Annotated in this window: 27 protein-coding genes; 1 reads left to right on the forward strand and 26 read right to left on the reverse strand. The window is 60.5% G+C overall.

All coding sequences use genetic code 11. The annotated features are described in order from the left end of the window. Window positions 1–130 precede the first annotated feature (130 nt). From DXC79_RS06250 to DXC79_RS06260, 3 genes are all read right to left on the reverse strand, one after another. Window positions 131–1,531: a phosphoglucomutase/phosphomannomutase family protein gene (locus DXC79_RS06250; RefSeq protein ID WP_117630036.1), complete on the reverse strand. Its 1,401-nt coding sequence runs from the start codon at window positions 1,529–1,531 to the stop codon at window positions 131–133. A gap of 158 nt (window positions 1,532–1,689) precedes the next feature. Then, window positions 1,690–2,583, reverse strand: a complete 894-nt coding sequence (locus DXC79_RS06255; protein WP_055252635.1) for a homocysteine S-methyltransferase family protein — start codon at window positions 2,581–2,583, stop codon at window positions 1,690–1,692. Window positions 2,584–2,593: 10 nt separating this feature from the next. After that, the gene (locus tag DXC79_RS06260; RefSeq protein WP_117635545.1) at window positions 2,594–3,016 is read right to left on the reverse strand and encodes a metal-dependent transcriptional regulator; all 423 of its coding nucleotides are present in this window, start codon (window positions 3,014–3,016) and stop codon (window positions 2,594–2,596) included. A 120-nt stretch (window positions 3,017–3,136) separates the two neighbouring features. Between DXC79_RS06260 and pepT the strand changes: the two genes are divergently transcribed. Continuing rightward, a complete protein-coding gene (pepT, locus tag DXC79_RS06265) occupies window positions 3,137–4,384 on the forward strand; it encodes a peptidase T (RefSeq protein WP_089573099.1) in 1,248 nt (415 codons plus the stop codon). 397 nt (window positions 4,385–4,781) lie between these two features. Here the strand turns inward: pepT and DXC79_RS06270 are convergent, their stop codons facing one another. From DXC79_RS06270 to DXC79_RS10190, 23 genes are all read right to left on the reverse strand, one after another. Then, a complete protein-coding gene (locus tag DXC79_RS06270) occupies window positions 4,782–6,017 on the reverse strand; it encodes an LCP family protein (protein ID WP_089573100.1) in 1,236 nt (411 codons plus the stop codon). Between the two features lie 12 nt (window positions 6,018–6,029). After that, window positions 6,030–7,313, reverse strand: coding sequence for a UDP-N-acetylglucosamine 1-carboxyvinyltransferase (gene murA, locus DXC79_RS06275; protein WP_035138796.1), 1,284 nt, complete (start codon window positions 7,311–7,313; stop codon window positions 6,030–6,032). Between the two features lie 88 nt (window positions 7,314–7,401). Further along, entirely contained in the window at window positions 7,402–7,794 is a 393-nt protein-coding gene (atpC, locus tag DXC79_RS06280) for an ATP synthase F1 subunit epsilon (protein WP_006235718.1), read from the reverse strand. Between the two features lie 3 nt (window positions 7,795–7,797). Then, window positions 7,798–9,252, reverse strand: coding sequence for a F0F1 ATP synthase subunit beta (gene atpD / locus DXC79_RS06285; protein ID WP_006235717.1), 1,455 nt, complete (start codon window positions 9,250–9,252; stop codon window positions 7,798–7,800). After that, complete coding sequence (atpG, locus tag DXC79_RS06290; RefSeq protein ID WP_117635546.1) at window positions 9,252–10,160, reverse strand: ATP synthase F1 subunit gamma; 909 nt, start codon at window positions 10,158–10,160, stop codon at window positions 9,252–9,254. The genes atpD and atpG overlap by 1 nt, the downstream gene beginning before the upstream one ends. Before the next feature lie 5 nt (window positions 10,161–10,165). Beyond that, a complete protein-coding gene (gene atpA, locus DXC79_RS06295) occupies window positions 10,166–11,764 on the reverse strand; it encodes a F0F1 ATP synthase subunit alpha (protein ID WP_117635547.1) in 1,599 nt (532 codons plus the stop codon). Then, complete coding sequence (locus DXC79_RS06300) at window positions 11,764–12,240, reverse strand: FoF1 ATP synthase subunit delta (protein ID WP_006235713.1); 477 nt, start codon at window positions 12,238–12,240, stop codon at window positions 11,764–11,766. Before DXC79_RS06300 ends, atpA begins: the two co-directional genes overlap by 1 nt. After that, window positions 12,230–12,832, reverse strand: coding sequence for a F0F1 ATP synthase subunit B (atpF, locus tag DXC79_RS06305; RefSeq protein ID WP_117635548.1), 603 nt, complete (start codon window positions 12,830–12,832; stop codon window positions 12,230–12,232). The genes DXC79_RS06300 and atpF overlap by 11 nt, the downstream gene beginning before the upstream one ends. 15 nt (window positions 12,833–12,847) lie before the next feature. Next, the gene (locus DXC79_RS06310; RefSeq protein ID WP_022094262.1) at window positions 12,848–13,042 is read right to left on the reverse strand and encodes an ATP synthase subunit C; all 195 of its coding nucleotides are present in this window, start codon (window positions 13,040–13,042) and stop codon (window positions 12,848–12,850) included. Window positions 13,043–13,166: 124 nt separating this feature from the next. Next, on the reverse strand, window positions 13,167–13,970 hold the full coding sequence (atpB, locus tag DXC79_RS06315; RefSeq protein ID WP_022094263.1) for a F0F1 ATP synthase subunit A: 804 nt from the start codon (window positions 13,968–13,970) through the stop codon (window positions 13,167–13,169). A gap of 3 nt (window positions 13,971–13,973) precedes the next feature. Continuing rightward, window positions 13,974–14,285 (reverse strand): hypothetical protein, encoded by a 312-nt coding sequence (locus DXC79_RS06320; RefSeq protein WP_035138788.1) that lies wholly within the window; start codon window positions 14,283–14,285, stop codon window positions 13,974–13,976. Window positions 14,286–14,565: 280 nt separating this feature from the next. Then, on the reverse strand, window positions 14,566–15,213 hold the full coding sequence (gene upp, locus DXC79_RS06325; RefSeq protein WP_040359658.1) for a uracil phosphoribosyltransferase: 648 nt from the start codon (window positions 15,211–15,213) through the stop codon (window positions 14,566–14,568). 123 nt (window positions 15,214–15,336) lie between these two features. Next, window positions 15,337–16,878, reverse strand: coding sequence for a glycerol kinase GlpK (glpK, locus tag DXC79_RS06330; protein ID WP_117635549.1), 1,542 nt, complete (start codon window positions 16,876–16,878; stop codon window positions 15,337–15,339). 13 nt (window positions 16,879–16,891) lie between these two features. Further along, on the reverse strand, window positions 16,892–17,635 hold the full coding sequence (locus tag DXC79_RS06335; RefSeq protein ID WP_117635550.1) for an L-threonylcarbamoyladenylate synthase: 744 nt from the start codon (window positions 17,633–17,635) through the stop codon (window positions 16,892–16,894). Between the two features lie 134 nt (window positions 17,636–17,769). After that, window positions 17,770–18,261 carry a type II toxin-antitoxin system HicB family antitoxin gene (locus DXC79_RS06340; protein ID WP_128620077.1) on the reverse strand — a complete coding sequence of 164 codons (492 nt, stop codon included), beginning with the start codon at window positions 18,259–18,261 and terminating at the stop codon, window positions 17,770–17,772. Continuing rightward, window positions 18,228–18,413: a type II toxin-antitoxin system HicA family toxin gene (locus DXC79_RS10315; protein ID WP_089573106.1), complete on the reverse strand. Its 186-nt coding sequence runs from the start codon at window positions 18,411–18,413 to the stop codon at window positions 18,228–18,230. Before DXC79_RS10315 ends, DXC79_RS06340 begins: the two co-directional genes overlap by 34 nt. Window positions 18,414–18,481: 68 nt before the next feature. Continuing rightward, on the reverse strand, window positions 18,482–19,756 hold the full coding sequence (locus tag DXC79_RS06350; RefSeq protein WP_117635551.1) for a HemK/PrmC family methyltransferase: 1,275 nt from the start codon (window positions 19,754–19,756) through the stop codon (window positions 18,482–18,484). 646 nt (window positions 19,757–20,402) lie between these two features. Continuing rightward, window positions 20,403–21,470, reverse strand: coding sequence for a peptide chain release factor 1 (prfA, locus tag DXC79_RS06355; RefSeq protein WP_055252487.1), 1,068 nt, complete (start codon window positions 21,468–21,470; stop codon window positions 20,403–20,405). A gap of 231 nt (window positions 21,471–21,701) precedes the next feature. Continuing rightward, on the reverse strand, window positions 21,702–23,117 hold the full coding sequence (locus DXC79_RS06360; RefSeq protein WP_117635552.1) for a M20/M25/M40 family metallo-hydrolase: 1,416 nt from the start codon (window positions 23,115–23,117) through the stop codon (window positions 21,702–21,704). Between the two features lie 71 nt (window positions 23,118–23,188). Further along, window positions 23,189–23,974 (reverse strand): amino acid ABC transporter ATP-binding protein, encoded by a 786-nt coding sequence (locus DXC79_RS06365; RefSeq protein WP_117635553.1) that lies wholly within the window; start codon window positions 23,972–23,974, stop codon window positions 23,189–23,191. 22 nt (window positions 23,975–23,996) lie between these two features. Next, window positions 23,997–25,145 carry an amino acid ABC transporter permease gene (locus DXC79_RS06370; protein ID WP_117635554.1) on the reverse strand — a complete coding sequence of 383 codons (1,149 nt, stop codon included), beginning with the start codon at window positions 25,143–25,145 and terminating at the stop codon, window positions 23,997–23,999. A 9-nt stretch (window positions 25,146–25,154) separates the two neighbouring features. Beyond that, on the reverse strand, window positions 25,155–26,081 hold the full coding sequence (locus DXC79_RS06375) for a transporter substrate-binding domain-containing protein (RefSeq protein WP_117635555.1): 927 nt from the start codon (window positions 26,079–26,081) through the stop codon (window positions 25,155–25,157). A gap of 35 nt (window positions 26,082–26,116) precedes the next feature. Continuing rightward, a partial coding sequence (locus DXC79_RS10190) for a hypothetical protein (RefSeq protein WP_233503030.1) occupies window positions 26,117–26,342 on the reverse strand: 226 nt, incomplete at its 5' end.

Consider the following 26,342-nt stretch of genomic DNA (forward strand, 5'->3'; position numbering starts at 1 on the left):
CAGACCGGAGGGGCGCCGGGGGCGGGAATCTGGGCGTACACATTTCCTACACAATTTGGGATCCGACTAACGTTTGCCAGCCGTTAACTACCGCTCACCGAGCATCTCTTTATATAAGGCAGTCTCATGGTTAAAGCGGATACGTTCCCCTAGCTAAAGCACAGCCAGCATCGAGCAACTCATCACGTTCTTCCACCGAGAACCCCTCGGCGTAGACGCGCACCACTGGTTCGGTCCCGCTAGGACGGACCAGCAGCCACGTGTCATCCTCGAATGCTAAACGCAAGCCATCCATATGACTAACGTTTTGCGGCACCTTGCCACAAATCGACTTGGGGTTTACGCCCGGCAGCAGGGTTCGTAACGTTTCGGCATCTTCGGCCTCAAGGCGCAAATCGCGTCGACCGTAACTCGTCTTACCAAAACTGTCCTCGAGTTGGTCGACCAGAACGCCCAAAGGCGCGTCCGTCTTTGCCATAAGCTCACACAGAATCAGACAGGCGAGGATTCCATCGCGCTCGGGCATATGCGCGGCGATGCCGATACCACCGGCTTCCTCGCCGCCTATGAGGACGCCACCCTTCTTCATCTCTGCCGCTATATATTTGAAACCGACTGGTTTGACGGTCACGCGGCAGCCAAGCGCCTCGGCAATGCGACGCACGAGCGTCGAGCACGAAAGATTGACGACGACGCGTCCCTCCAAATTACGAAATTGAACCAAGTCGCCCAAAACGAGCGCCATGATCTGATGCGGATGTATATATCTGCCGCGCTCGTCAACCGCGCCGATACGGTCGGCGTCGCCGTCGGTCACCAGGCCAGCGCAAGCTCCGTCCTCGATAACCGTATGCTCGCAAGCGTCCACCCACGGCTCAACGGGGTCGGGGCAGATATCTTCTTGGTCAGGCGCCTGCCCGGCGTGAATCTCGTGCACCTCAACGCCAAGCTCGCGCAGCAAGTCGGCTAGATAGCCCTGGGCTGCGCCGCCCATGGGGTCAACAACCACGCGCAGGTGCGCGGCGCGGATGGCTTCGGCATCGACAAACGATGCCACCGCTTGCATATAGTCAGGAATGATATCCGCGGTGCGATATTGCCCCTCGATCCCCATTGGCTCGGGAGCCATGGTCTCTTCGAGCTCTTCGATGACATCCTGGTTGGCGGTCGAGCCGTCACCCATGCGAATCTTGAGACACAGATAACCCTGCGGATGATGGGACCCCGTCACCATGAGCGCGCCGCACGCCTCACCGTCATAAGCCGCCGCCCACGTAAGGGCAGGGGTCGGAACAGGTCGCGAAGCGAGCACGGCGTCTAGCCCGTGCGCTGCTAGCACACCCGCCGCAAGCTCAGCGAACTCGCGCGCCAGGGGCCGAGTGTCGAACCCTATATATACCGTTTTGCCCGGATTGGTCTTTTGCCACAACTCGCCGACGGCATCGGCGATACGGGCAACGTTATCGGCAGTGAAGTCCTCATCGACGCGAGCGCGCCAACCGTCAGTTCCAAAATGAATTATCGCGCACACGCGCAGACACCTCACAGTGTTTGGATCATGGTACGCATGAGGTATACCCGCGATACACGCTCGGCAACCTGCCGGCACCAGCATTCACCATTTGGGCAAATGCTGCCGAGGACATGCAGGCAATAAAAAAACCGCCCCGTATGGAGCGGTTTTGCCCTTTATATATCGAGCGCCTCGGCCATCGCTGCCGTAGTGATTGCCGTGGTTCCACAGCAACTGCCCACCATTGCGGCACCGGCATGTCTCCATTCGATGCATGCGCGCGCGAAAGCTTCGGGGTTCTCGTGCCATACGGGGCCATCCTGAGTCTGGACCGGATCGCCCACGTTGGGACGCACCGTGACGGGAGTAGTCGCCGATGCAACCATCCTGGGCACCGCCGCGTTCGCGGCCGCAAGCGAACAGCAATTAACACCAACCGAGTTTGCGCCGTGTTTTTCGGCGTACAAAACGGCTGCCTCGATGTTGAGGCCATCGCCCAACAGGTCGCCCTTATCGTCAACGACAAAACTCACCAGAACAGGCATGCCGTCGGCGGCATCTCGGGCGCCGGCAAGCATGGGCTGCAAATTACGGATAGACGTCACCGTCTCGATCAGCAGACCGTCAACACCAGCATTGAGCAAGGCGTGCGCCTGTTCGCGCGCAATGCCTCGGATCTCACGAAACTCGGCCGAGTCCTCGGCAAACCACTCAATACCGATCGGACCCATCGAGCCCAGCAGCAGCTGAGGGTGCGCCTGGCGGGCATCGTCGACGGCCCCGCGATTGACCTCCGCCACGGACGGCGCAATCTGGTCGTGCTTGAGGGCATAGCTTGATGCCTGAAAGGTATTGGTAATGAGTACCTGCGCGCCGGCGGCGACATACAAGCGATGGATACGAGAAACGGTCTGCGGCTCTGCCAGATTCCAAAACGCCGGTGGAATATCGGCGGCGTCGTACTCACTCAACAGAACACTGCCCATGGGGCCCTGCGCCAACAAGGTCTCGCTCGACAAGCGGCGCGTAAGTTCCTCGGCACCAAAGCGATTGTAATAACTCGTATCCATATATATCCCGCTATTCCTCGACGCTGATTCCCTGCTTTTCGAGATAGGCGAGCCAGCGGTTCATCGTGTCCTCGGATAGCGCATGCTCCATCATGCAGGCCTCGGAATCGGCTCGCTCAAATTCGACACCGAGCTCCTGAACCAAAAACGTGCGGACGAGGCGATGACGGTGCCAGATAGCCGTGCCAACCTCGCGGCCGCGATCGGTCAGGACTACCTTGCCGTAGTGCGATTGCTCGACAAGCTCGGATGCCTTGAGCGCCGAAACCGCTTTATTGACCGATGCCTTGGAGACGCCAAGGCGCTGCGCGATGTCGACCGATCGCACGCCGTTGGTTTCCCCCTCTTCGCTTTCAATGCGAACCATGCACTCCAAGTAGTCTTCGTTCGCCACCGTCAGATGTAGTTCGCGCGAGCTATTTGTCGTATCCATGATCTTCCGTCCCTTCTGCATTCAATGGCTGATTCTACCCCATCCAAGCGTCGCGGTATGCCGTGGCATACCGTGCTAGAGTTCTTGTTGCACACGACGACCAAGATTGGAGCGGTCTTTATGGAAAACACCACCACGAACCCCGATGTCCTCGAGCGCTTTTTGCGCTACGTCCAGATCAACACGCAGTCCGAGGATGCAAACTGCGACCAGGTACCCTCGAGCGTCGTTCAGTTTGACCTTGCCAACGTGCTGGCTGAAGAGCTGCGCGAGCTTGGTGCGGAAGATGCCCACGTGACCGAGCATGCCTATGTCTGCGCGCATATCCCCGCAAGTGCGGGCGCTGAGGACAAGCCCGCCCTTGGCCTGATCGCCCATCTCGACACCACCGAAGTTGCACCGGGCGCCGGCGTGAAGCCGCACATCGTACACTACGAAGGCGGCGACCTGGTCTGCGGCACGGTTGACGGTAAGCCCGTTGCCATGAGTACCGCCAAGCTTCCCGCCCTGAACGACCTCGCGGGTGAGGACCTGGTCTGCAGCGATGGCACCACGCTGCTGGGCGCGGACGACAAGGCAGGCGTCGCCGAGATCATGTCGCTTGTCGCGCGTATCGCTCAGGACCCCTCTCTGCCCCATCCCGCACTCGGCATTTGCTTCTGCCCTGACGAGGAGATCGGTCACGGAGCCGAGCTGTTGGATATCGATACCTTTGGCTGCAAGTACGCCTACACGGTCGACGGCGGCCCCATCGGCGAGCTGGAGTGGGAGTGCTTTAACGCCGCCGAGGCGACCATCCGCTTTGAGGGCCAGTCCATCCACCCGGGCGACGCCAAGGGCCGTATGGTCAACGCAGGCAATCTGTTCTGCGACTTCAACGCGTTGCTCCCCTACGTGCAGCGCCCGGAGTATACGGAAGGCTACGAGGGCTTTTATCACCTTGAGGGTGTATCTGCGACCGTCGATCACGCCACGGCGCGCTATATCGTCCGTGATCACGATGCCGCCAAGTTCCAGCAGAAACTCGACCTTATTGATGCCGCCGCCTCGATGCTCAACCAGCGTCTGGGTGAGGAGCGCGTGACGGTCGAGATTAAGCAGCAGTATCGAAATATGGCCGAGATCGTTCGTGACTATCCCGAGCTTATTGATGTTGCCAAGGAAGCCTACCTTGCCTGCGGCGTTGAGCCCCAAGTGCTGCCGATTCGTGGCGGCACCGACGGCGCTCAGCTGTCGTTCCGCGGTCTGCCCTGCCCCAACCTTTCCACCGGCGGCTATTGCTACCACGGCGTCAACGAGTTCGTCCCGGTCAGTTCGCTCGTCAAGATGACCGACGTGCTCCAGGAGCTCGTCGCCCGCTTTGCATAAGCCTGGCCGCTCAAGCCTAAAAGACAAACCGCCCCGTCCTCTACAGAGGACGGGGCGGTTTTTGTACAGGGAGTGTCCCTAACTGCCGGCAGAAAAGGAACGTCCCCAAGTGCCGCAAAATGACGAGATCCACTCTCGCTTTGTGGGTAGTCATTGGGGACGTTCTTGTTTGACTAGTCGTTTAAGAACGTCCCCAATGACTACCCAACGACTAGTCCGGACCAAGGCAACGCCGATGTTTTGGCAACGACAGCGAAAACCCGCCAGAGCGAGCAAGGTGCCTTGAAACGAGGCGGCATTGATCTTTCGATCATGCCGCCGAAGTTGAAAGGCAGATTGCCGCTCTGGCGGGTTTGCAGCGTCAACTGGTTACGCGGGCTGGTAAGCCCGCGTAACCCTAATAATTGGCTTCGTAGCCGTTGCCGTCGCCGGTGGGCTCTTCGTAGTAGTCCGAATCGCTCGAATCGCTTGAGTCATCGGAATCGTCAGAGCTGACCGATGAGGTTGCGGTACCGTTTGCGTAATCGTCAGACGTGTTGTTGTTCAGGTCGCCGATCGTAGAGCTGGAACCGTCGGAAAGACCCATGGTGTTGGGACCCTTGGGATCCTTGCCAGCATCGACGCGCTCCATCATTTCCTTGAGCTCGTCCTCGTAGACAAAGACGTAGCTCACACCGTCGATCATGGTGCTGTCGTCGGCGTACGAGGGCAGGTTGGCCGAGTAGATACCGTCGACATCCATACCGCGCATGGCGTTGACCGTAGCCACGATATCCTGAACGCTCATATCGGTTACGAGCATATCGGACAGCGAATTAACCAGGCCAAAGATCTTCGTGGCATCGAAGTTATTGAGAATCTGGTTGGCAAGGGCGCCAAGCACCTGACGCTGGTGGCGCATGCGCGTGTAATCGCCGTCGGCATAGGTGTAGCGGCAGCGGGCATAGGTAAGGGCGGTGGCACCGTCCATATGCTGCTGGCCAGCGGTAATCTTAATATCCAGGTGCTCGGGGTCGTCAACATCATCGGTTGCGTTAATGTCGATACCGCCAACCGAATCAATCAGCGCCTGCATACCGTCGAAGCTAACCTCGGCATAGTGGGAAATCTGAACACCGCACAGCTCGTTGACCGCCTCGACCATGGCCTCGGCGCCGCCAACGGTATGGCAGGCGTTGATCTTCATGGTCTCGCCCTTGTACTCGACCTTGGTGTCGCGCGGAACGGAAATGAGCGTCGCCTGCTTTTGCGTGGGGTCGATGCGTGCCAGGATAATCGAGTCGGCACGATACGTATCCTCGCCCGGACGGCCGTCGGTGCCAAGAAGCAGCACGTAGAACGGATCCTTTGCCTCATCGGTGTCAACCAGAACCCGACGCAGATTGTCAGTAATGACATTAGAATCGCCGAGCTTGCCCATAATGGTGGCAAACCACAGGCCGGCAGCGGTAGTGGCACTCAGCAGCACGCCAAGCACGACAATGAGCGCGACGTGACGAATCGTGTGGCTACGGCGGCGTTGACGAGCGCGCTCGGAATAGCGAGCCACGTTATCGCGACTGTAGATCTTGGCCTGCGCACCAGTTGAGGGTCTTCGGGTGGTGGTATCCGCGAGGGGCTTTTTATTAAACATAGGCAACCTGTATTAGTAGATGACGGGATCGGGGACGGTAGCATGCTCGACATGCGCGCCGAGCGCCTGCAGCTTTTCGACAAACTGCTCGTAGCCGCGCTTGATGTGATGGATAGCCGAAACCTCGGTCGTCCCGTCGGCGATCAAGCCCGCTACGACGAGGGCCGCTCCGCCGCGCAAATCGGGCGAGGTAACCTGTGCACCCGAGAAGCCCTTGACGCCATGAATCATGGCATGATGGCTCTCGATACGAATGTCGGCACCCATGCGCACCAGCTCAGAGGCAAACATAAAGCGATTCTCGAAGATGTTCTCGGTAATAACGGAACTGCCGTCGGCAAGGGCGGAGAGCACCATAATCTGCGCCTGCATGTCGGTCGGGAAACCGGGGAACGGAAGCGTCTGGATGTCGACCGGCTTGATACGCTCGGCACGGTTCACATGGACGCCATCCTCGACGCGCTCGCAGTCGATACCCATGAGCTCCATCTTCTTGAGCACCATGCCCAAGTGAATGGGGCAAAAGCCCGTGACATCGACACCGCGATCGTCTGCCATCAGCGCGCCGGCAACGATAAAGGTACCCGCCTCGATGCGGTCGCCCACCACGCGATGGGTAACGGGATGCAGCTCTTCCACGCCCTCGATGGTCACGACAGGCGTACCCGCGCCAACAATCTTGGCACCCATCTCGTTGAGCATGTTGGCGAGATCGACGATCTCGGGCTCGCGTGCGGCATTGTCGATAACCGTGGTACCCTGCGCGCGCACGGATGCCATGATGAGGTTCTCGGTTGCACCGACGCTGGCAAACTCGAGCGTGACGGTGGTACCGCGCAGGCCCTGAGGCGCATTGGCGTTGATATAGCCGTGGGCGGTATCGAACTCAACGCCCAAGGCCTCAAGACCCAAGATATGCATATCGATCTTGCGAGCGCCCAGGTTGCAGCCGCCGGGCATGGCGATCTTGGCGCGATGGAAACGGCCCAGCAGTGGTCCCATCACGGCAGTGGAAGCACGCATCTTGGCAACGAGCTCGTAGGGCGCCTCCCAAGAATCGACCTGGGAGGTATCGATCTCGAGCGTGTGCTCGTCGAGAACATCGATCGTGGCGCCCATACCCTTGAGCACCTTGCCCATCACGTGGACATCGGAAATATCAGGCACGTTCTGCAGCGTCGTCTTGCCCGGCGCCAGAAGCGTTGCCGCCATGAGTTTGAGCGCGGAGTTCTTGGCGCCCGAAACAGGCACGGAACCTCCGATGGCGTGGCCACCCTCAACGCGGATAATATCCAAGGTCTACCCTTTCAAAAAGCATGCCCGGGGTGGCTGGGCCATCCCGGGCATGATGTGTTCGCAAATGGTCGAACGCTAAATCGTTTGACTATTGGGCAAGCTTGAGCTTACACCATGCGATTTCATTATAGAGGTAGGCGCGGCGTGCATCATCCTCCGACAAATTACCCAGCTTCTCTTCAAAACCTTGAATATCAGCTTTAAGCTTGTCGGCATCGACGGTCGCCAAATCGCAAGCGCGCTCGGCGAGAACGGTCACGACATCGTCCGCAACCTGGGCATAGCCGCCGGCCACGGCAAACGTGTGGTCGACAGTGCCCATGGCCTTATCGGAAACGCGAACGTAACCGCGGTCGATCGTGCAGATCTCGCTGGAGTGAGCAGGCAGAACGCCAAACTCGCCATCCGTGGACGGAATCGACACAAACGCAGCGTCGCCCTCATAGGCGCAGCTCACGGGGCACACGATGCGGATACGCATAACCTACTTCTCCCCCATCTTGCGGGCGCGCTCGCGCACGTCCTCAATCGTGGAAGCATAGCGGAAAGCCTGCTCGGGCAGGTCATCGGCCTTGCCGTCGACAATCTCGGCGAAAGAGCGGACGGTATCCTCGACGCGGACGTAGACACCGGGGTTACCGGTGAACTTCTCGGCGACGTGGAAGGACTGCGAGAGGAACTGCTGAATCTTACGGGCACGGTTGACCGTAAGGCGCTGTTCCTCGGACAGCTCGTCCATACCCAGAATGGCGATGATGTCCTGAAGGTCGGAGTACTCCTGCAGGAGCTCCTGGACCTTGACGGCGACACGGTAGTGCTCCTCGCCGACGATCGAGGGATCGAGAGCGTCGGAGGAAGACGCGAGCGGGTCGATAGCCGGGAACAGGCCGAGCGACGAAATGCTACGCGAAAGAACCGTGGTAGCGTCGAGGTGCGTAAACGTCGTGGCAGGCGCCGGGTCGGTCAGGTCGTCTGCGGGGACGTAGACAGCCTGGACGGAGGTAATGGATCCCGTCTTGGTCGAGGTAATGCGCTCCTGGAGGTCACCCATCTCGGTAGCCAGTGTGGGCTGGTAACCAACGGCGGACGGCATACGGCCCAGCAGTGCGGAAACCTCGGAACCCGCCTGGGAGAAGCGGAAGATGTTGTCGATGAACAGCAGGACGTCCTGGCCGCGATCGCGGAAGTACTCAGCGGTGGTAAGGCCGGCCAGACCGATGCGCAGACGCGCTCCAGGCGGCTCGTTCATCTGACCATAAACCAAGCAGGTCTTGTCGATAACGCCAGACTCGCTCATCTCGAGGAACAGGTCGGTGCCCTCGCGGGTACGCTCGCCGACACCGGTGAACACCGAGGTGCCGCCGTGCTCCTGGGCGAGGTTGTTGATAAGCTCCTGAATCAGAACGGTCTTGCCGACGCCGGCGCCGCCGAACAGGCCGGTCTTGCCGCCACGGATGTAGGGCTCGAGCAGGTCGACGGCCTTGATGCCGGTCTCGAAGATCTCGGTCTTGGTGGTGAGCTCGTCAAAGCGGGGCGCTGCATGGTGGATGGGGTAGAACTCCTCCACCTCGGGCATGGGCTTGCCGTCGACGGGCTTGCCCATGACGTTCCAAATGCGACCGAGCGTCTTGGGACCAACGGGCATCTTCATGGGCTCACCGGTATCGGTGGCGATGAGGCCGCGCTGCAGGCCGTCGGTCGAGGACATGGCGACCGTGCGGACGACGCCGCCCGGAAGCTGGCTCTCGACCTCAAGGATCGTGCTCAGATGACCGATCGGGGTCTCGGCCTCGACCGTGAGCGCGTTGTAGATCGGGGGCACCGCGCCGTCAAACTTGACGTCGACGACAGGGCCGATGATTCGCACGATGCGACCATCACCGGCAGTCGTCTTCTTGGTGGCTTCCTCGACCGCAAGCTTTACGGTGTTATTAGCCATTACTGTTCCTCCAATGCTGAGGCTCCGCCGACGATCTCGTTGATCTCGGTCGTGATCGAAGCCTGGCGCACGCGACTATACGTGCGGGTAAGGGTCGAGATGATCGCGGTGGCGTTTTCCGTCGCGGAGTGCATGGCCTTGCGGCGTGCACCCTGCTCGGCAGCCGCCGAATCGATCAGGGCCTGGTAGATGACCGTCAGGATATAAGACGGCACAAGCTTGCCGAGAACATGCTCGGGAGAGGGCACGAACTCGAACGTGGACGAGATGCGCTTAGGGGCGTCGGTCTCGTTCTTACGCGGACCGTGGGCCATAGCGATCATCTCGGGGTCGAGCGGCAACAGATGCTCGACGCGAAGCTCCTGATCCACGCGGTTCTTGGCGTGGTGGTAGACAAGCTCGACACGGTCAAGCTCACCGGCACGATACGCATCGCAGATATGAGAGGAAATCATGCGGGCCTGATTGAAATCGGGCTCAGAGGAGTTGCCCTCAAAGTGCATGACAACGTTTGCGCGGTCACGGAAATACGTGACCGGCTTACGCCCGCACGCGATGATCTCGCACTCGATGCCGTCGTTCGCCCAAGAAGCGGCGAGCTTTTCGGCCGTGCGCTCCACCGTCGTATTGAAACCGCCGGCAAGGCCGCGGTCCGAGGCAATAACGACAATCAGGCCATGCTTGACGCTCTCATGCTTCTGCAGCATGGGATCGGTGCCCGAACAGGAGGCGTCGCCGGCGACCGTCAACATGACGTCGGTCAGCGCCTCCTTATAGGGCTCGGCCTGCTTGGAGCGATCGAGGGCACGACGGATCTTGGCCGTAGAGACCATCTCCATCGTGCGCGTGATCTGCTTGGTCGTGGTAACCGAGGAGATTCGCTTCTTAATGTCGCGAAGGTTGGCCATGGGGCTTAGTTCTCCTCTGATCCAGAAACATCCGAATGGTGCTTGGCCATGAACTGCTGCTTGAAGTCGCCGATGACGCGCAAGAGCTCAGCCTTGGTGTCATCATCGATCTTCTTGGCGCGAACCTTGTCGAGCAGCGAGCCAAAGCCATTGTCCATGTACTCGATGAGCTCGGCACGGAAGGGCAGCACGTCGGCGATCTCCAGGTCATCCAGGAAGCCCTCGTTGCCAGCGAACAGCGTAACGATCTGCTCGCCAACCTCAAACGGCTTGTAACGCGGCTGCTTCAGGAGCTCGGTCATGCGAGCACCATGGGTCAGCTGCTTCTGAGTAGCCTCGTCGAGGTCGGAGCCGAACTGCGTAAAGCCAGCGAGCTCCTGGTACGAAGCGAGGTCCAGACGGAGGTTGCCGGCGACCTGCTTCATGGCCTTGGTCTGCGCATCGCCACCGACGCGGGACACGGAGATGCCCACGTCGACTGCCGGGCGCTGACCCTGGAAGAAGAGCTCGGACTGCAGGTAGATCTGACCATCGGTAATGGAAATGACGTTGGTCGGAATGTAGGCCGAGACGTCGCCGTCCTGGGTCTCGATGATCGGCAGTGCCGTCATGGAGCCGTAACCGTTCTTCTTGGACATCTTGACGGCACGCTCGAGCAGACGAGAGTGCAGGTAGAAGATGTCGCCAGGATAGGCCTCGCGTCCGGGCGGACGATGCAGCGTCAGCGACATCTGACGGTAGGCCACAGCCTGCTTGGACAGGTCGTCGTAGATGACGAGCACGTGGCCGCCGGGGTTGGTCTCGCTGGCGGGCTTGCCGTCCTCGCCGTTGTACATGAAGAACTCGCCGATAGCGGCACCGGCCATAGGCGCGATGTACTGCATAGGGGCGGAATCGGCAGCGGTGGCCGAAACGATGATGGTGTAGTCGAGCGCACCGTGCTGAGCGAGGGTCTCGCGGATGTTGGCAACCGTGGAGGCCTTCTGGCCGATGGCGACATAGATGCAGACCATGCCCTTGCCGCGCTGGTTGAGGATAGCGTCGATGGCGATGGCGGTCTTACCGGTCTTACGGTCGCCGATGATGAGCTCACGCTGACCGCGGCCGATAGGCACCATGGAGTCGATGGCCAGCAGGCCGGTCTGAACCGGCTCGCACACCGGGGTACGGTCGATGACACCGGGGGCCTTGAACTCGATGGGGCGACGGTGCGTGGCGACGATGTCACCCAAACCGTCGATAGGCTGGCCGAGCGGATTGACGACGCGGCCGAGCATGGCGCGGCTCACAGGGATATCCATAATGCGGCCAGTGGTGCGGCACTCGTCGCCTTCCTTGATGGCGTCGACGGCACCGAACAGAACGGCGCCGACCTCGTCACGGTCAAGGTTCTGGGCAAGGCCGAAGACGGTCTCACCGGTATCGGAGCTCTTGAACTCCAGAAGCTCGCCTGCCATGGCGCTCTTGAGGCCGGAGACGCGCGCGATGCCGTCGCCTACCTCGTCGACCGTTGAAACCTCATGCGTATCGACCGTCGCGGAGAGGCTCGTGAGCTGCTCCTGCAGTTTCTTGGCGATATCCTGGGCATTGAGGGTTTCGGACATTAGGCTTCACCTCCGTACGAATTAGCAGAGTTTGCGAGGGTCTCCTGCGCGATGCGCAGCTGCGTCTTGACGGAAATGTCACGACGCTCGCCGCGGGCCTCGAGCACCAGGCCGCCCACGATAGACGGGTCGACCTGCTCGATAAGGAATACCTTGCGGCCGAAGTCCTGCTCGCATTTCTTAGTGATGGTTTGACGCAGCTCGTCGTCGAGCGGGATCGCCGTGGTGACGGTCACGCCCACTACATCCTCGTCTTCCTCGGCAACATACTTAAAGGCAGCTGCCACCTTGGGAAGAAGGTCGAGCTGGTCGCGCTTGGACATGGTGTCGAGCACAGCGATGATCTCGGGGCTGGCGCTAGCCAGACGCTCGATCATCTCGAGGTCCTCGAATACATGGTTCTCGGCCTTGGCGGCTTCCAAAAGGGAGCGCGCGTAGGTCTCGAGCACCTTGTCCTGATAGCGGCTAGTCGGCATTCAGGCTACCTGCTTCCTGGATGTAGCGCTCGATGAGCTTCTTCTGCTCGGCCTCGTCCTCGAGTGCCTCGCCCACGATCTTGGTGGCGACGGCAACGGACAGGTCGGCGATAGAGCTCGCGGCACCGGCGTAGATGGACTTGCGCTCGTCCTCGACGGTCGTGTGGGCCTTGGCGATGATCTCCTCGGCCTCCTTGTGAGCAGCCTCGATGATACGGGCGCGCTCGGACTCGGCGTCCTTACGGGCCTCGAGAACGATGTCGGCAGCCTGACGACGGGCGTCGGTAACGATCGAGTCGGACTCAGCGCGCTTGGCGATAGCCTCCTGCTTGGTCTTCTCGGCCTCGTCGAGGCTCTCCTCGATCTTCTTGCCGCGCTCCTCCATGGTTTTCATGATGCCCGGCAGGGCGACCTTGGCCAGCACGATCCAGATAATCAGGAAGGCGATAAGCGCCGGGATGAACTCCGCCATCTTAGGGATGAGGATGTCCGCACCGGCAGCGCCGTCCTCGGCGAACGCGGAAACCGGCATGAGCAGCGCGGCCGCGGACGCGGAGAGTGCGATCGCGCTCTTCTGGGATGAAAGATTCATACTTGACGCTCCGTGCTATTTAACGATCAGCGCGACAACGAAGCCGATCAGAGCCAGAGCCTCGCCGAAGGCGGAGCCCATAATGAAGACGGTGAACACGCGGCCCTGGACCTCAGGCTGACGGGCCATAGCACCCGTAGCACCCAGAGCAGACAGGCCGATAGCAAGACCAGCGCCGATAACACCGAGACCGTAACCGATAACTCCCACGATTCCTCCTTTGTCGTGCGTGTCTTATTTCACGCAGGATAACCTTTTTATAACTGCCGGGCTCCATGGGTACGGGCACCGGCGGTTTAACGAATTACCTTACCTTTAAGGCGCGAACGGAAGACTACTCCTCCTCCGCGACCTCCTCTGCCTCGGAGACATACACGGCGGTAAGGACCGTGAAGACGTAAGCCTGGATGGCGCCGACCACAAGCTCGATCGCATAGATCAGGATGAGGATGGCAAGCCAGGCCAGCGAAGGCAGGGCGCCAACGGCGTGGGCCGCGGAAACCTGCTGAAGCAGCGGCTGCATGAACATGCTCGCCATGATGGCGAACGAGCCCATGACCACGTGTCCTGCGAACATGTTGCAGAACAGACGGACGGCGAGCGTGATGAGGCGCAGGAAGGTCGAGAAAAGCTCGACGACCCACACGAGCACGTTCATCGGGAAGCTCACGCCCTGCGGGGCGAGGCTCTTGATGTAGCCGATCACGCCGTGAGCCTTGCATCCGTAGTAGATGAAGTACACGAAGGCGAAAATGGCGAGTGCGGCGGTGGAGCCGATTGCGCCGGTGCCGGGCTTCATTCCCGGAATCAGGCCGATCATGTTATTGATCAGGATGAACAGGAAAAGCGAGCACAGGAACGGGAAGTGCTTCTTCCAGTTCTCACCCACGACACCCTTGCCGATATCGTTCTCGACGTACTCGATGATGTACTCGAAACCGTTGACGAAGAAGCCCTTGGGAACCAGGGTCTGCTTCTTCTTGAACACGGCCAGGACGATCAGGAGCACGATCGTGGAGACGATCAGCCAAAACGAGTACTGCGTGATGCCGCAGCTCAGATCGCCCACGACAGGGGTGGAGCTGAACTCGCTGACCAGATGATTAATCTCATCAGGCAGCTTTTCAAAAATTTCCACGACTTACCTTTCGACCTCATGAGGATCTCGCAGCGCCTTGGCGACACGAACCGCGCAGGCGGCCATAAAGGCCACGAAGCCGATCGCCTCGCCCAGGAGGAACATGCGAAATGCCTCTCCGAACAACACAAACACAACCAAGGTAAAGACGAGCAGGGCGATTGCCGAGACCGCCAGACTCACCATACCCTTGAGCATGTCCGCATTCTGTTTATCGTCAAGAACCGGCTTGAGCGTAAAGACAAAGGGAAGGAAGGCAATTGCGCCCGCGATGGCGCCTGCAACGATAGCGAGCAGATCGGCTATCTGAAACACTGGCGTCCTCACTTTCCTTTTTAACGCTTCACAGAACAGTTCCCGCCAAACATTGGTGACTATTGTACGAGCCAATCGCTAAAGTACAACCGAAAAAGCATCGGTTAATACGCACCTGTTCGTTTTCTTAAGACCTTCTTTATGCCGCAGGTACGGTAATACGTTTTTCTCGAACCCTGCAGGGCAAAACGTCCGTTAACAGGAGTGCGCGCGGTCGCCTTTTGTTCGTCCGCGCGCACCGTTTCTTCGTATTTGCAGCCGCGGCCGTTTAGCCCAGCGACTAGAGCGTGCCGTAGATGCGGTCGCCGGCGTCGCCGAGGCCGGGAACGATGTAGGCAGCCTCGTTGAGATGGTCGTCGATGGCGCAGGTATAGATATGCACATCTGGGTCCTTCTCGGTCAGCGACTTGAGGCCCTCGGGGGCCGCGACGATGCACAGCATGCGGATGTCCTTGACACCGCGCTCGCGCAGGTAGCTGATGGCCATCTCGGCCGAACCGCCCGTGGCAAGCATGGGGTCGACGACCAGGCAGATGCGCTGGTCGATATCCTTGGGCATCTTGCAGTAATACTCGTGCGGCTCGTGGGTGACCTCGTCGCGCTCCATGCCGATGTGACCCACGCGAGCGGAGGGCACCAGGTCGAGGATGCCGTCGACCATGCCAAGGCCCGCACGCAGGATGGGCACGATGGCGAGTTTCTTGCCGGCAAGCTGTTTGAACGTGGCGGTAGTGATGGGGGTCTCGACCTCGACGTCTTCCATAGGCAGGTCGCGCATGGCCTCGTAGCCGTCAAAAAGCGCGAGTTCGCGCACGAGCTGGCGGAACTGGTTGGTGCCGGTGTTTTTGTCGCGCAGGATCGACAGCTTGTGCTGGACGAGCGGGTGATCGACAAGCGTCACACGGGACGCATCGTAGGTGACGGTCATGGATTGATTGCCCCTTTCGTTGCGGCCGCAAAACGGCCTTGCTGACAAGGCGCGCAGCAATGTTGCCGCCGCACGCCATGCATTAGTTTAGCGGTTTGTTGTATCGAGCAGCCCATCGCAGCCCTACTGTGAGGTGCTGAGCGAGCGCCTGACTGCATCACGCCAACCAGCGAGGTTGCTCTCACGGCGCTCGGCGGACATATGAGGATGGAAGATTTTGACGATCTGAGCGTTTTGCTCCAGCTCCTCCAAATCCTCCCAGTAGCCGACGGCAAGGCCCGCCAAGTACGCGGCGCCGATTGCCGTGGTCTCCACCGTCTCGCATTGCAGCACGGGGATATCCAGCAGGTCGGCCTGGAATTGCATGATGAACTCGTTGCGCGAGGCACCGCCATCGACAGACAGGCGCTCAATCGAAAGCCCCACGTCCTGCTCCATGGCGCGCAGCACGTCGTAGCTCTGATATGCCATGGATTCGCAGGCGGCACGTACGATGGTCGCACGGCTCGAGGCGCCGGTCAGACCGCACACGATACCGCGAGCATGCGGGTCCCACCAGGGAGCACCCAAACCCGCAAAGGCGGGAACGAAGTAGCAGCCCTCGTTGTCGCTAATCGAAGCAGCGAGTTGTGCCGACTCGCTCACGCTCGAGATGATGCCCATGTTGTTGCGAAGCCAGTTCATCGTTGAGCCGGCGGCAAAAATAGAGCCCTCGAGCGCATAGCTGACTTTGCCGTCCGCAGCGATACCGATGGTGGAGACCAGGCCATTCTTGGATTCGACGATCTCGTCGCCGGTGTTCATGAGCATAAAGCAACCCGTGCCATAGGTGTTTTTGGTCTGGCCGGGACGGAAACAGCAGTGGCCGAACAGCGACGCCTGTTGGTCACCCGCCACGCCCATGATGGGCGGCATGTTGGTCATGATGTCGCTCGCGACGCGGCCGTAGTCGCCCGAGCTCCAGCGAACCTCGGGCATCATGGAACGTGGAACGTCAAAGAGTGCCAGCAGGTCGTCGTCCCAATCGAGCGTATGGATATTAAAGAGTGCCGTGCGGCTGGCATTGGTGTAGTCGGTGGCAAAGACCTGGCCGCCGGTGAGGTTGTAGATGAGCCAGGTGTCGATGGTGCCAAACATGAGGTCGCCCGCCGCCGCGCTTTCGCGTGCGCCGTCGACGTTGTCGAGAATCCACTGCACCTTGGAGGCCGAGAAATACGGGTCGAGCGTGAGTCCCGTGCGGGAGCGCACCAGCCCTTCTGCGCCCTGCTCGACAAGCTCGTCGATCAGAGGTGCGGTACGGCGGCACTGCCATACGATAGCGTTATAGATCGGCTGACCGCTCACGCGATCCCAGACCACCGTGGTCTCGCGCTGGTTGGAGATGCCGATGGCGGCAATGCGGTCGGAGTGGATACCGCTCTTAAACTGGACTTCCATCATGACGGCGATCTGGCTGGCAAGGACCGCCATGGGGTCTTGCTCTACCCAACCGGGACGTGGGAAGCTGGTTTTGACGCTGCGACGTGCCTGCGCGACGATGCATCCGTACTCGTCGACGATGGTCGCAAGTACCGAGGTGGTGCCGCAGTCGAGCGCCATGATGTAGGAACCGCCAAAGTTAAACGAGGCATCTTCCATGCCCAGGCTGCCCAGATTCAACGACATCGCTTACACCTTTCTATTGCATCGGGTCGGACAGGACCCGTTCGATCTCTGATGCGGGAAGTGCGCCTTGGCGCAGGATCTGGAGCCCGCCGTGCTGGAACGACACGATGGTCGAGGCGTCGCGACACGGGGTCTCACCGGCGTCGACGGCAACATCGACCCCCTCCAGGATGCGACCCTCGACGGCGGCAAAGCTTGCCGGCGAGGGCGCGCCGTGCGTGTTGGCGCTCGTGCAGGCAAGAGGGCTGCCGCAGGCGCGGATGAGCGCTTGGACCACGGGAGAGGCCGAAGCGCGAAGAGCCACCGTGTCATCGGCGGCGCACATAAAGGTCGGCACGCAGGGGGCTGCCTTAATCACGATAGTCAGGGCTCCCGGCCAGCATCGTCGCGCGAGTACGCGGGCCTCGTTAGGGATATCCACGCCATAGCGGTCGAGTGCTTCGACGCCATCGACCAGCCAAGCGACGGTTTGCGTGAGCTCACGTTGCTTGAGAGTGAAGATACGGCGATAGCCGGTGCCGAGCGCAGGAACTGCGGCGCCATTGACGGCGGCCTGCGGATCGCGCGGCCACGATGGGAATTCGCTTGCATCTTGGGGCACGGCGTCCGAGAAGGCGTTGACTGCCACGGCGACACCGTAGACGGTCTCGGTCGGGATCAAAGCCAGGCCGCCGCGGCCGAGCACCTCGGCCGTGCGCTCGACGGCAAGCCGATGCGGCTCGCGCGTTCCCTCGTATACCCGATAGACCGTCTGCATGTGTATGCCAGCCCCTTACGCTCTGGTGCAAGTTTGTTTACTGTGGGGCATTCTCGCACGAAACGTTCAATCTATTTGCCCAGAGCGCATGTTGGTTTGGTGAGCGGCTCTAGTAGTCGGTGAAAGTTAGGGGGTTATTGGACGGCTACAAACTTCTTTGGTCTTCCGGCGTGACGTTCTTGGGCGGCGTAACGCTCGATACTGTCTATCGTTATCATCCGACGGCCGTCGACGAGTTCAACATCGAGTTTGCCGGCTTTGACCAGCGCGGTAATCCGCGGAGCGGAGACTTTGAGGTCCAGCGCTGCGTCTTTAAATGTTCGGCACGCCGCTTCCCGAGCGTCCTCGTGGTCGATTTCGACTGAAAGGGCCACGACCTCGGCCGAGCGTTCGTACCCTGCCGGAGTCAAACCGTTGTTGAGGTCGTCGGCCAAAAACGCCATCAGTGCCTCGGTGGCATGGGCAATCGCTTCTTCGCGCGTATCGCCATCGGCAAAGGCGCCGGGAATCTGCGGGAAGCTAGCGCAGTAACCATCGTCTTCTTTTATGAGAACGCAGTCATAGGTAAATCGCTGCCTCATTTTGCCTCCAACTACCATCCAGCTTGGCGACGAATACTTGCCCACGTGCCCTTCTTTGGTCGATCACCACCAGAGCCGTTCACGGTGACAACGCGGTCACCAGAAACATACTTAGCATGACTACCGACTTGCGCGACCTTCACGAATCCATCGTGCTTGAGTAGGGCAATGATTTCCCGAAAGGTAGGAGGTTGCATGGGCCGACCTCTTTCAGCCGTCCTAATTATAAACTACTTTATAATTTTTGCTAACCAGTTAATAAATATTACTGGCGTTGCTTGGGCTCGGTGACGATGGCTCGGACAATGCGGGGGCGATCGGTGAGGTCGTGGACGATACGCACGTCCGAAAGGCCTGCTTGACGACAGAGCTCGGCCGCGGCGTCGAGCGCGCCCTCGTAGAGCTCGCAGGCAAACAGGCCGCCGGCACGCAGCATGTAGGGCGCCGCGTTGAGCAGGCGGCGGAAGATATCGAGACCGTCGGCACCGCCCTCGAGCGCCAGATCGGGCTCAAAGTCCTTGACCTCATGCGGCAGCGAGCGCATGACGTCGGTCGGGATGTAAGGTGGGTTGGAGACGAGCACATCAAAGGTGCCCCACTCTTCGCGGGGAATGGAACTCACCAGGTTTGTGAGGCTGAAGGCGACCTCGTCGGACGTGAGGCCAAGCGCATCACGGTTTTTGGTGGCCAGATCGATGGCGCGCGGCTCGATATCGGTAGCAGTGCAGGTAACGTGGCCGCGGCGCTCCCAGGCAAGGGAGAGCGAAATGCAGCCCGTGCCGCAGCCGACCTCGAGAACGCGGGCAGTGCGGGGCTCGGCTGGGGCAGATACGTTGGCCTCGGCGGCATCTTGCGCGGGAGTCGCCTGTTGGTCGTTGTCCTCAATGGCGATGCCGTATTCGTCGAGCTCGGGCTCGGGGGTTTCCATGGCCTCTGCTTCTGCCGCTTCGGCTTCTGCCGCCTGCGCGGCGGCTTCCTCGGCCTCGCGATCGGCCAGTTCCTCGGCATAAGCGCGACTGCCCAGCACATCGCCGCCTAGCGCCGCCTCGTCGGCAGCTGTGAGGTTGGCGGCACGGCGCTCGGCCGTCGCTCGCTCGTCGGCCAATGCGGCCTCGGCCTTGCGTGCCTCCTCGACCTCATCGTTCCAAGGCAGCTCAACACGCTGACGGGCAGCGGCCTCGGGGCTCAGTACCTCGGCATCCAGATAATTGAGGACTTCCTCGACGAGCATCTCGGTCTCGGGGCGCGGAATGAGCACACCGGGGGCGCACGCGACGTCGATCATGCGAAACTGCGTGCTGCCCGTGATGTATTGCAGCGGCTCGCCCTTAGCGCGGCGGACAACGGCCGCATGCATGGTCTCGAGCTGGGCCGCGTTAAGCGTCTCGTCCATACGCATATATAGGTCAATGCGCGCCAGGCCCGTGGCGGCGCACAGCAGCCACTCGGCAGAAAGACGGGGGTGCTCCTCGCCGCGCTCGGCCAGGTACTCCTTGGTCCACTCGAGACAACGCTTGATGGTCCAAATCTCGTTTGCCATGGGGCCCTCCCCTCTTAAGCGCCGGACGGCGCGCGAATGTCGGAGCAGATTGTAAGCGAGGCCAGCGCTTGGCAAGGGGCGATTGAAGGCGATTATCGAGAATCAGCCCAGAATTTTGCACCGAGCTCGCTCAAAGTGTTCATTCGCTGACGTCTAAATTTGCATTCGTCAAGCTTTTGGCAAGGTTGCCCCAAAACTGACCAATATCTAACCAAGAACTTGCCACATCGCTTGACGCGCGACCCATCAAAAATCGCCCCGCGACTTCTCGGACGATTTTTGGAGCAATATTTTCAATAGCAGATGAATGCCGATAATTTCTTAAAGCAGGTAAATAGCTTAATTTCCAACAAAGCAGATTAAATAAATTCAATTAGTAATTTACCCAACCTAGTCATTGGGGACGTTCTTATTCGACTAGTCGTTTAAGAACGTCCCCAACGACTACTCATTTAAGTCTGTCCCCAATGAGTGCCCCGCCACAGGTTGAGCATACGTCAGCGAAAACGCCCCTAAGCGAGCAAGGTGACGTGAAAGAGGAGGGAAGCGTACTTCGGTACGCGACCGACGATTGAACGTCAGATTGCCGCTTAGGGGCGTTTGCAGCGTCGAGCTGTTACGGCGTTTGGTAAAACGCCGTAACCCACTAGACAGCCTGTGCCAGCTTCTCGGCACGCTCGGCGGCGGCGAGCGCCTCGATGACGGTGCCGAGCTGGTCGCCCAGGAGGACGCCATTGTAGGTGGAGTTGAAACCGATGCGGTGATCGGTCACGCGGTCCTGGGGCTGGTTGTAGGTACGGATCTTCTCGGAACGGTTGCCGTGGCCGATCTGGCTCTGGCGCTCGGCACCGAGCTCTGCCTGCTGCTTCTCGAGCTCCATCTCGTACAGACGGGCGCGCAGCATCTGCATGCAGACTTCGCGGTTCTGGATCTGGGAGCGCTGTTCCTGCGACTGCACCACGGTGTTGGTGGGCAGGTGGGTGATGCGCACGGCGGAGTAGGTGGTGTTAACGCACTGACCGCCAGGGCCGGAGGCACAGTAGGTATCGATGCGCAGGTCGGACTGGTTGATCTGAACGTCGATCTCCTCGGCCTCGGGAAGCACGGCGACGGTTGCCGTGGAGGTCTGGATGCGACCCTGGGACTCGGTCTTGGGAACGCGCTGGACGCGGTGCACGCCGGACTCGAACTTCATGACGGAGTAGACGCGGTCGCCCTCGACCTTGAACTCGATGGACTTAAAGCCGCCGGCCTCGCTGGGGCTGGAGTCGAGCACGGTGGTCTTCCAGCCGCGCGACTCGCAGAAGCGCTGATACATCTTGTACAGGTCGCCGGCGAAGATGGCCGCCTCGTCGCCACCGGCGGCGGAGCGAATCTCGACGATGGTGTTCTTGTCGTCGTTGGGGTCGCTCGGGATGAGCATGTACTTGATGTCTTCCTCGAGCTGGGGAAGCTTGGCCTCGTTTTCGGAGATGTCCATCTGGAGCATCTCCTTCTCATCGGCATCGGTAGTATCGTGGAGCATTTCCTTGGCAGCCTCGATGTCATCGAGCGCGCCGATGTACTCGCGCGAGGCAGCGATGAGGTCGGACTGGTGCGCGTACTCCTTGTTGAGACGCGTGAACTCCTTGATATCGGAGGCGACGGCTGGGTCGGAAAGCTTCTTCTCGAGCTCCTCGTAGGCCTTGATGATCTTTTCGAGCTTGTCGCGCATGACGGACTCCTTTTATATGCGTGAAGGTGAAAATCGGCAGAATTGATGGGGCGCGGGGCGCCGCTGCGGGGGTAAAGCCCGGCTAGAACATGTCGATCTTCAGATACATGCGCATCCCTTCGCGTATGGGGGTACATAGTTGCGGTCTAACCCATACATGATAGCGTGCGCAGGCAAACCTGCATACAACCCGCACGGAATCCGACAAAGGGAGAGTCCCTTTGTCGGATTCTAGAGCGTATGGAGCAGGGCGATGAGGAAGCGAACACCCTGGAGGTAGGCGCGGCGGGTGATGCGCTCGTTGGTGCCGTGGACGCCGCGGTCGCACTCGTCATCGTCGACCACAAACGCCGAAAAACGAATGCATTCGGAGCAAATGTGCAGGTAGTTGGCAGCGTCGGTCGCGCCGATCACGGTCGAGGGGACAATCGCCAACGGCTCGGATGATCCGTTTTCCTCCGTCCCCTTTGGATCGCAGAAATAGCGGGCGGCGATGGAGCGAACCGCCTCGAGGCCGGGACCACCGATGCGCGGGGACGGCGAGGGCTCGGAGCTGCCGGGGCCCAGCTCCACTTCGACACGACCGGCAAGGTCCGCCCCGGCAACCGCCTCACGGCAGCGCGCCACAACGTCGGCCACGCTCGTGTCCTCGAGCATGCGGAAGTTAATGTTGGCCCACATATCCTGCGGCATCACGTTGGCGCCGGCGCTGCCTCCCTCGATCTGCGTGGGCGCGCAGGTGGTCGTCACCAGCGGATAGAGCTTCTTGCTGGCGAGGCAATCGCGGACAATGGCGCCCCCGTTGGCGGCAATCTCATCCGCCGTGTAGAGCCCCAGCTCGACAAGCTGCGCGGCAAGCAGATCGGTCACGCGCGTCGGCCACTCGATATCGCAGATTGCGGCGATGGCACGGCTGAGCACCTCGAGCGACGTGCCGCCGTAGGGGTTAGACGAATGCCCGCCCGCGCTCTTCGTCTTGAGCACGATATCGGCATAGCCCTTTTCGGCCAGGTCGGCATGCATAAGCCAGCCCTCGCCCGCGCCGTACTCGGCAGCCGGAACGATGCGGTAGTCGCCCTCGTCGATCAGGAACTCGAGCTCAACACCGCGCTCCTCGAGCACGCGGCCGATAGCTCCAGCGCCGTACTGCGTGGTTTCCTCGTCCTGGCCAAAAGCCAGCAGCAGGGTGCGCTCGTGCTCCCAGCCGTGCGCCAGCGCATACTCAACCGCCTCGAGAATGCCTGCGACCTGATCCTTCATGTCGATCGCGCCGCGGCCCCAGATGTAGGTGTCGTCCACGTGCCCGCTAAAGGGGGCATGTGTCCAGTCGGCCTCGGTGCCCGGCACCACGGGGACCACGTCCATGTGGCCCATGAGCATGACGGGTTTGAGGGCGGGGTCGGAACCGCCAAGCGTCACCAGCAGCGAATGATCGATAAGCTCGACCTCGCCCGCCGCAAACACGCGCGGCCAGGTCTGCTGCATATAGGCGCGCAGGTCATCGAAGGGCTGCCAGTCCACCGCCTCGGCATCCATGCTCGAGATGGTCGGAAACGACAGCACGCGACCCAAGCGCTCGCACGCGCCGGCCTCGTCCATATCGGCAAAATCGTCCTCATGCGCAAAGAAGCGCCAAACCTCGGCCATGACATCCTTTCGATTGTGACGACAAAGGCCACCCCACGGGAGCGGCCCTGCAACGTAAGCGTTTGCGCCGGTTATTTGTCTTCGAGATAGCGAGAGAGGAACTCGCGAGTGCGCTGGTGTTTGGGGTTGCCGAAGAGCTCGGCCGGCGCGGCGTCCTCGAGCACCACGCCCTTGTCCATAAAGACCACGCGGTCGGACACCGTGCGGGCAAAGGCCATCTCGTGCGTGACGACAACCATGGTCATGCCGTCGGCCGCGAGCTTGCGCATGACCTCGAGCACCTCGCCCACGATCTCGGGGTCGAGTGCCGAAGTCGGCTCGTCGAACAGCATGATTTGCGGACTCATGCACAGGGCGCGGGCGATGGCCACGCGCTGCTTTTGGCCACCGGACAGGCGACCCACGGCGGCGTGCGCGAACTTTTCGAGCCCCACGCTCGTCAGATGCTCCATTGCGACCTTCTCGGCCTCGGCCTTGCCCATCTTTTTGAGCGTGACGGGCGCGAGCGTGCAGTTGTCGAGCACATCCATGTTGTTGAACAGGTTAAAGCCCTGGAACACCATGCCGATGTCCTCGCGCAGCTTGTTGATATTGCAGCGCTCGGCCGTAAGGTCCTGGCCGTGGAACCAGATGTGGCCCGCGTCCGGGGTCTCGAGCAGGTTGAGGCAGCGCAGGAAGGTCGACTTGCCCGAGCCCGAGGCGCCGATAATGGTGACGACCTCGCCGGGATTGACAGCGAGGTCGATGCCCTTAAGCACCTCGAGCGAGCCAAAGCTCTTGCGCAGGCCCTCGACGCGGATGAGCGGCTCATTGGTCTGTGCGGCGGCCGCGGTGCCGGTAGTGGCGGTATCTGCCATGATGATTCTCCTCGTCTTGAGCCTAGTTGGAGCTGGGCAGCGTGGCCGGGGCCTCAGCGCCCAGCTTTTTGCCAAAGGCCTCGAGCAGGCGGCTCGCCACGAGCGTCAGGATCAGGTAAACCACGAGCGCCACGCAGTAGACCTCCATCTGGCGGTAGTACACGCCGGCGACGGTGGTGGTGGCGTACATGAGGTCGAACACGCCGATGACCGAAAGCACCGACGAGTCCTTGATGTTGATGATGAGCTCGTTGGTGAGCGCCGGAATCGCGTTTTTAATACCCTGGGGGAACACAACCTTGCGCATAGCCTGCCACTGCGAAAGACCCAGCGAGCGCGCCGCCTCGGCCTGGCCGGGATCGATGGACTCGATGCCGCCGCGCAGGACCTCCATCATGTAGGCGGTGGAATTGAGCGAGATGGTGACGAGGCCGGCGGTGAAGGTACTCCAGATTTGGTTGGCCTGGGCGGTCTCGAAGCCCATGCCGCGCAAAACGGTGAAGCCCGCGTAATAGATGAGCAGGCCCTGGACCATCATGGGCGTGCCGCGCACGATGGTGGAGTAGATGGTCGCAAAGCCACGGCCGATACTCTTAAAGAAGCGCACCAAGTCGTTGTCCACACGGTCGAAGGTCTGAATGCGCAGGAACACAAAGAGCAGCGCCAGGAAAAAGGCGATGACGGTGCCGAAGGTCGCAAGCGCGATGGTGATCTCGATACCGCGGATAAAGAAGTCCCCGCTCTTGTAGGTCATGTAGACCAGACTCGACAAAAAGTCGCTGGGGTTGGAGTCCGAGACAATGCTCACCCGCACCAGGTCGATAAACGACATGACGCAACGGTCGATAAAGAAGATCGCCGCAATGGCGACCACGACATAGCTGCCCAGGCGCGCGCCGCGACGAAAGCGCTCGGAAGCAAACGGCGATGTTTCGCGATAGTCGTTCCAATGCATAATCTTGGTGACGAGTGCTGCCGCCGACACGACAATCCAAGCCCACAGAATCGCCCAGAGGCAGTCCTGGAACACACCCGTGGGCGCCAAGAAGCTCAGCGGCGTGGGGTTGCGCTGACTAAACGCCAGACCGAGCGCCGCGATGGCGCTCGTGCCTAGATACACATAACGGTGGTCGGCCTTGATAAAGGAGGCCAGACGATTGATAGCTTTCATGCTGCCTCCCTATGCCGGCTGACGGTCGAGGCACGCGTCCCACATCTGGTCGCGCTCCTCTTGGCTAACGCCCTTGAGCGTCTTATTGATAAGTTTGAGCAGCTTGTCCGAGCCCTTGCGGCAGCCGACGTTTGACGTGACCTCCTGCTTAAAGCCCTCGCCCTCCGCAAAATGAATAGGGACAATGCCCGGATTTTGGGCCATATAGCCCTTCTCGTTCTCGGTGTTGTAGGTCACAGCATCGCACGTGCCCTGCAGCAGGTTCGAGAACACCGTGGGAACCGAATCGACCGGGTTCTTGTGGACGACGCCCGGGATCTCGTCGATGACGGTGTCGAGCATGGTGTCCTTTTGGCCGAGTACCGTGGCACCACTGAAGTCGCTGAGCTTGGTGGCGTTCTGGTAGGGCGAGCCCTCTTTTACGAACAGGCCAAAGTAGCCAATGAAGTACGGGTCGGAGAAGCCGACCGACTCCTCGCGCTCGGGCGTGGCACTCATACCGGCGATGATGAGGTCGATCTGGCCGTTGTTGAGCGAATCGATAAGGCCCGAGAAGCTCTGCTTGACGGCAACGGGCTCGCCGCCGAGGGCCTTGCAGACGATCTTGGCGATCTGCACGTCGTAGCCATCGGCATAGGCGCCCTGCACGTTGTCGATGGGGATGGTGTACTCACTGGCTTCGGAAACCTGCCAGTTGTACGGGGCGTAGGCCGCTTCCATGCCAATGCGGATCTTGTCCTTGCCGATCACGGAATCGGACAGGTCGTCGCGACCGCCGCCCGTCGTGGGCTGAACCACCTTGAGCGTGGACGGGCGCTGACAGCCGGCAAGCGCGCCGGCGACGACGGAAGCACTCGCAGCGAAAGCGCTACCCAGGAAGATGCGACGACTGCACACCGGCTGGGCCTGCGCGTCGCGTTGATGGGGAGAATGCATAATCTGCCTTCCCTGTTGAATCGTATGCTGACGACTTAACAGGATATACGCCAGCGACCAGCAGCGCAGCACAAGCTCGAAAAATTAATAGACACACGGTAGTCATTGGGAACGTCGATGTTTTGGCAATGCCAGCGAGCGCCGCCCAGAGCGAACAAGTTGGCATGAAAAAGGCAGGGCATAGACCTTCTGGTCATGCCGTGCCTTTTGAATGGCAAATTGTCGCTCTGGGTGGCGCGCAGCGTCGACCGGCCCGCCGGT

It is taken from the genome of Collinsella sp. TF08-11AT (assembly GCF_003437035.1).
Classification (GTDB): Bacteria; Actinomycetota; Coriobacteriia; order Coriobacteriales; family Coriobacteriaceae; genus Collinsella.

Excerpts from the sequence above, each read along its gene's own strand:
- DXC79_RS06255 (WP_055252635.1), bottom strand. The coding sequence starts at position 2,583 with ATGGATACGAGTTATTACAATCGCTTTGGTGCCGAGGAACTTACGCGC.
- DXC79_RS06260 (WP_117635545.1), bottom strand. The coding sequence starts at position 3,016 with ATGGATACGACAAATAGCTCGCGCGAACTACATCTGACGGTGGCGAAC.
- pepT (WP_089573099.1), top strand. The coding sequence starts at position 3,137 with ATGGAAAACACCACCACGAACCCCGATGTCCTCGAGCGCTTTTTGCGC.
- DXC79_RS06270 (WP_089573100.1), bottom strand. The coding sequence starts at position 6,017 with ATGTTTAATAAAAAGCCCCTCGCGGATACCACCACCCGAAGACCCTCA.
- atpC (WP_006235718.1), bottom strand. The coding sequence starts at position 7,794 with ATGCGTATCCGCATCGTGTGCCCCGTGAGCTGCGCCTATGAGGGCGAC.
- atpD (WP_006235717.1), bottom strand. The coding sequence starts at position 9,252 with ATGGCTAATAACACCGTAAAGCTTGCGGTCGAGGAAGCCACCAAGAAG.
- atpG (WP_117635546.1), bottom strand. The coding sequence starts at position 10,160 with ATGGCCAACCTTCGCGACATTAAGAAGCGAATCTCCTCGGTTACCACG.
- atpA (WP_117635547.1), bottom strand. The coding sequence starts at position 11,764 with ATGTCCGAAACCCTCAATGCCCAGGATATCGCCAAGAAACTGCAGGAG.
- DXC79_RS06300 (WP_006235713.1), bottom strand. The coding sequence starts at position 12,240 with ATGCCGACTAGCCGCTATCAGGACAAGGTGCTCGAGACCTACGCGCGC.
- atpF (WP_117635548.1), bottom strand. The coding sequence starts at position 12,832 with ATGAATCTTTCATCCCAGAAGAGCGCGATCGCACTCTCCGCGTCCGCG.
- upp (WP_040359658.1), bottom strand. The coding sequence starts at position 15,213 with ATGACCGTCACCTACGATGCGTCCCGTGTGACGCTTGTCGATCACCCG.
- glpK (WP_117635549.1), bottom strand. The coding sequence starts at position 16,878 with ATGTCGTTGAATCTGGGCAGCCTGGGCATGGAAGATGCCTCGTTTAAC.
- DXC79_RS06335 (WP_117635550.1), bottom strand. The coding sequence starts at position 17,635 with ATGCAGACGGTCTATCGGGTATACGAGGGAACGCGCGAGCCGCATCGG.
- DXC79_RS10315 (WP_089573106.1), bottom strand. The coding sequence starts at position 18,413 with ATGCAACCTCCTACCTTTCGGGAAATCATTGCCCTACTCAAGCACGAT.
- DXC79_RS06350 (WP_117635551.1), bottom strand. The coding sequence starts at position 19,756 with ATGGCAAACGAGATTTGGACCATCAAGCGTTGTCTCGAGTGGACCAAG.
- prfA (WP_055252487.1), bottom strand. The coding sequence starts at position 21,470 with ATGCGCGACAAGCTCGAAAAGATCATCAAGGCCTACGAGGAGCTCGAG.
- DXC79_RS06360 (WP_117635552.1), bottom strand. The coding sequence starts at position 23,117 with ATGGCCGAGGTTTGGCGCTTCTTTGCGCATGAGGACGATTTTGCCGAT.
- DXC79_RS06365 (WP_117635553.1), bottom strand. The coding sequence starts at position 23,974 with ATGGCAGATACCGCCACTACCGGCACCGCGGCCGCCGCACAGACCAAT.
- DXC79_RS06370 (WP_117635554.1), bottom strand. The coding sequence starts at position 25,145 with ATGAAAGCTATCAATCGTCTGGCCTCCTTTATCAAGGCCGACCACCGT.
- DXC79_RS06375 (WP_117635555.1), bottom strand. The coding sequence starts at position 26,081 with ATGCATTCTCCCCATCAACGCGACGCGCAGGCCCAGCCGGTGTGCAGT.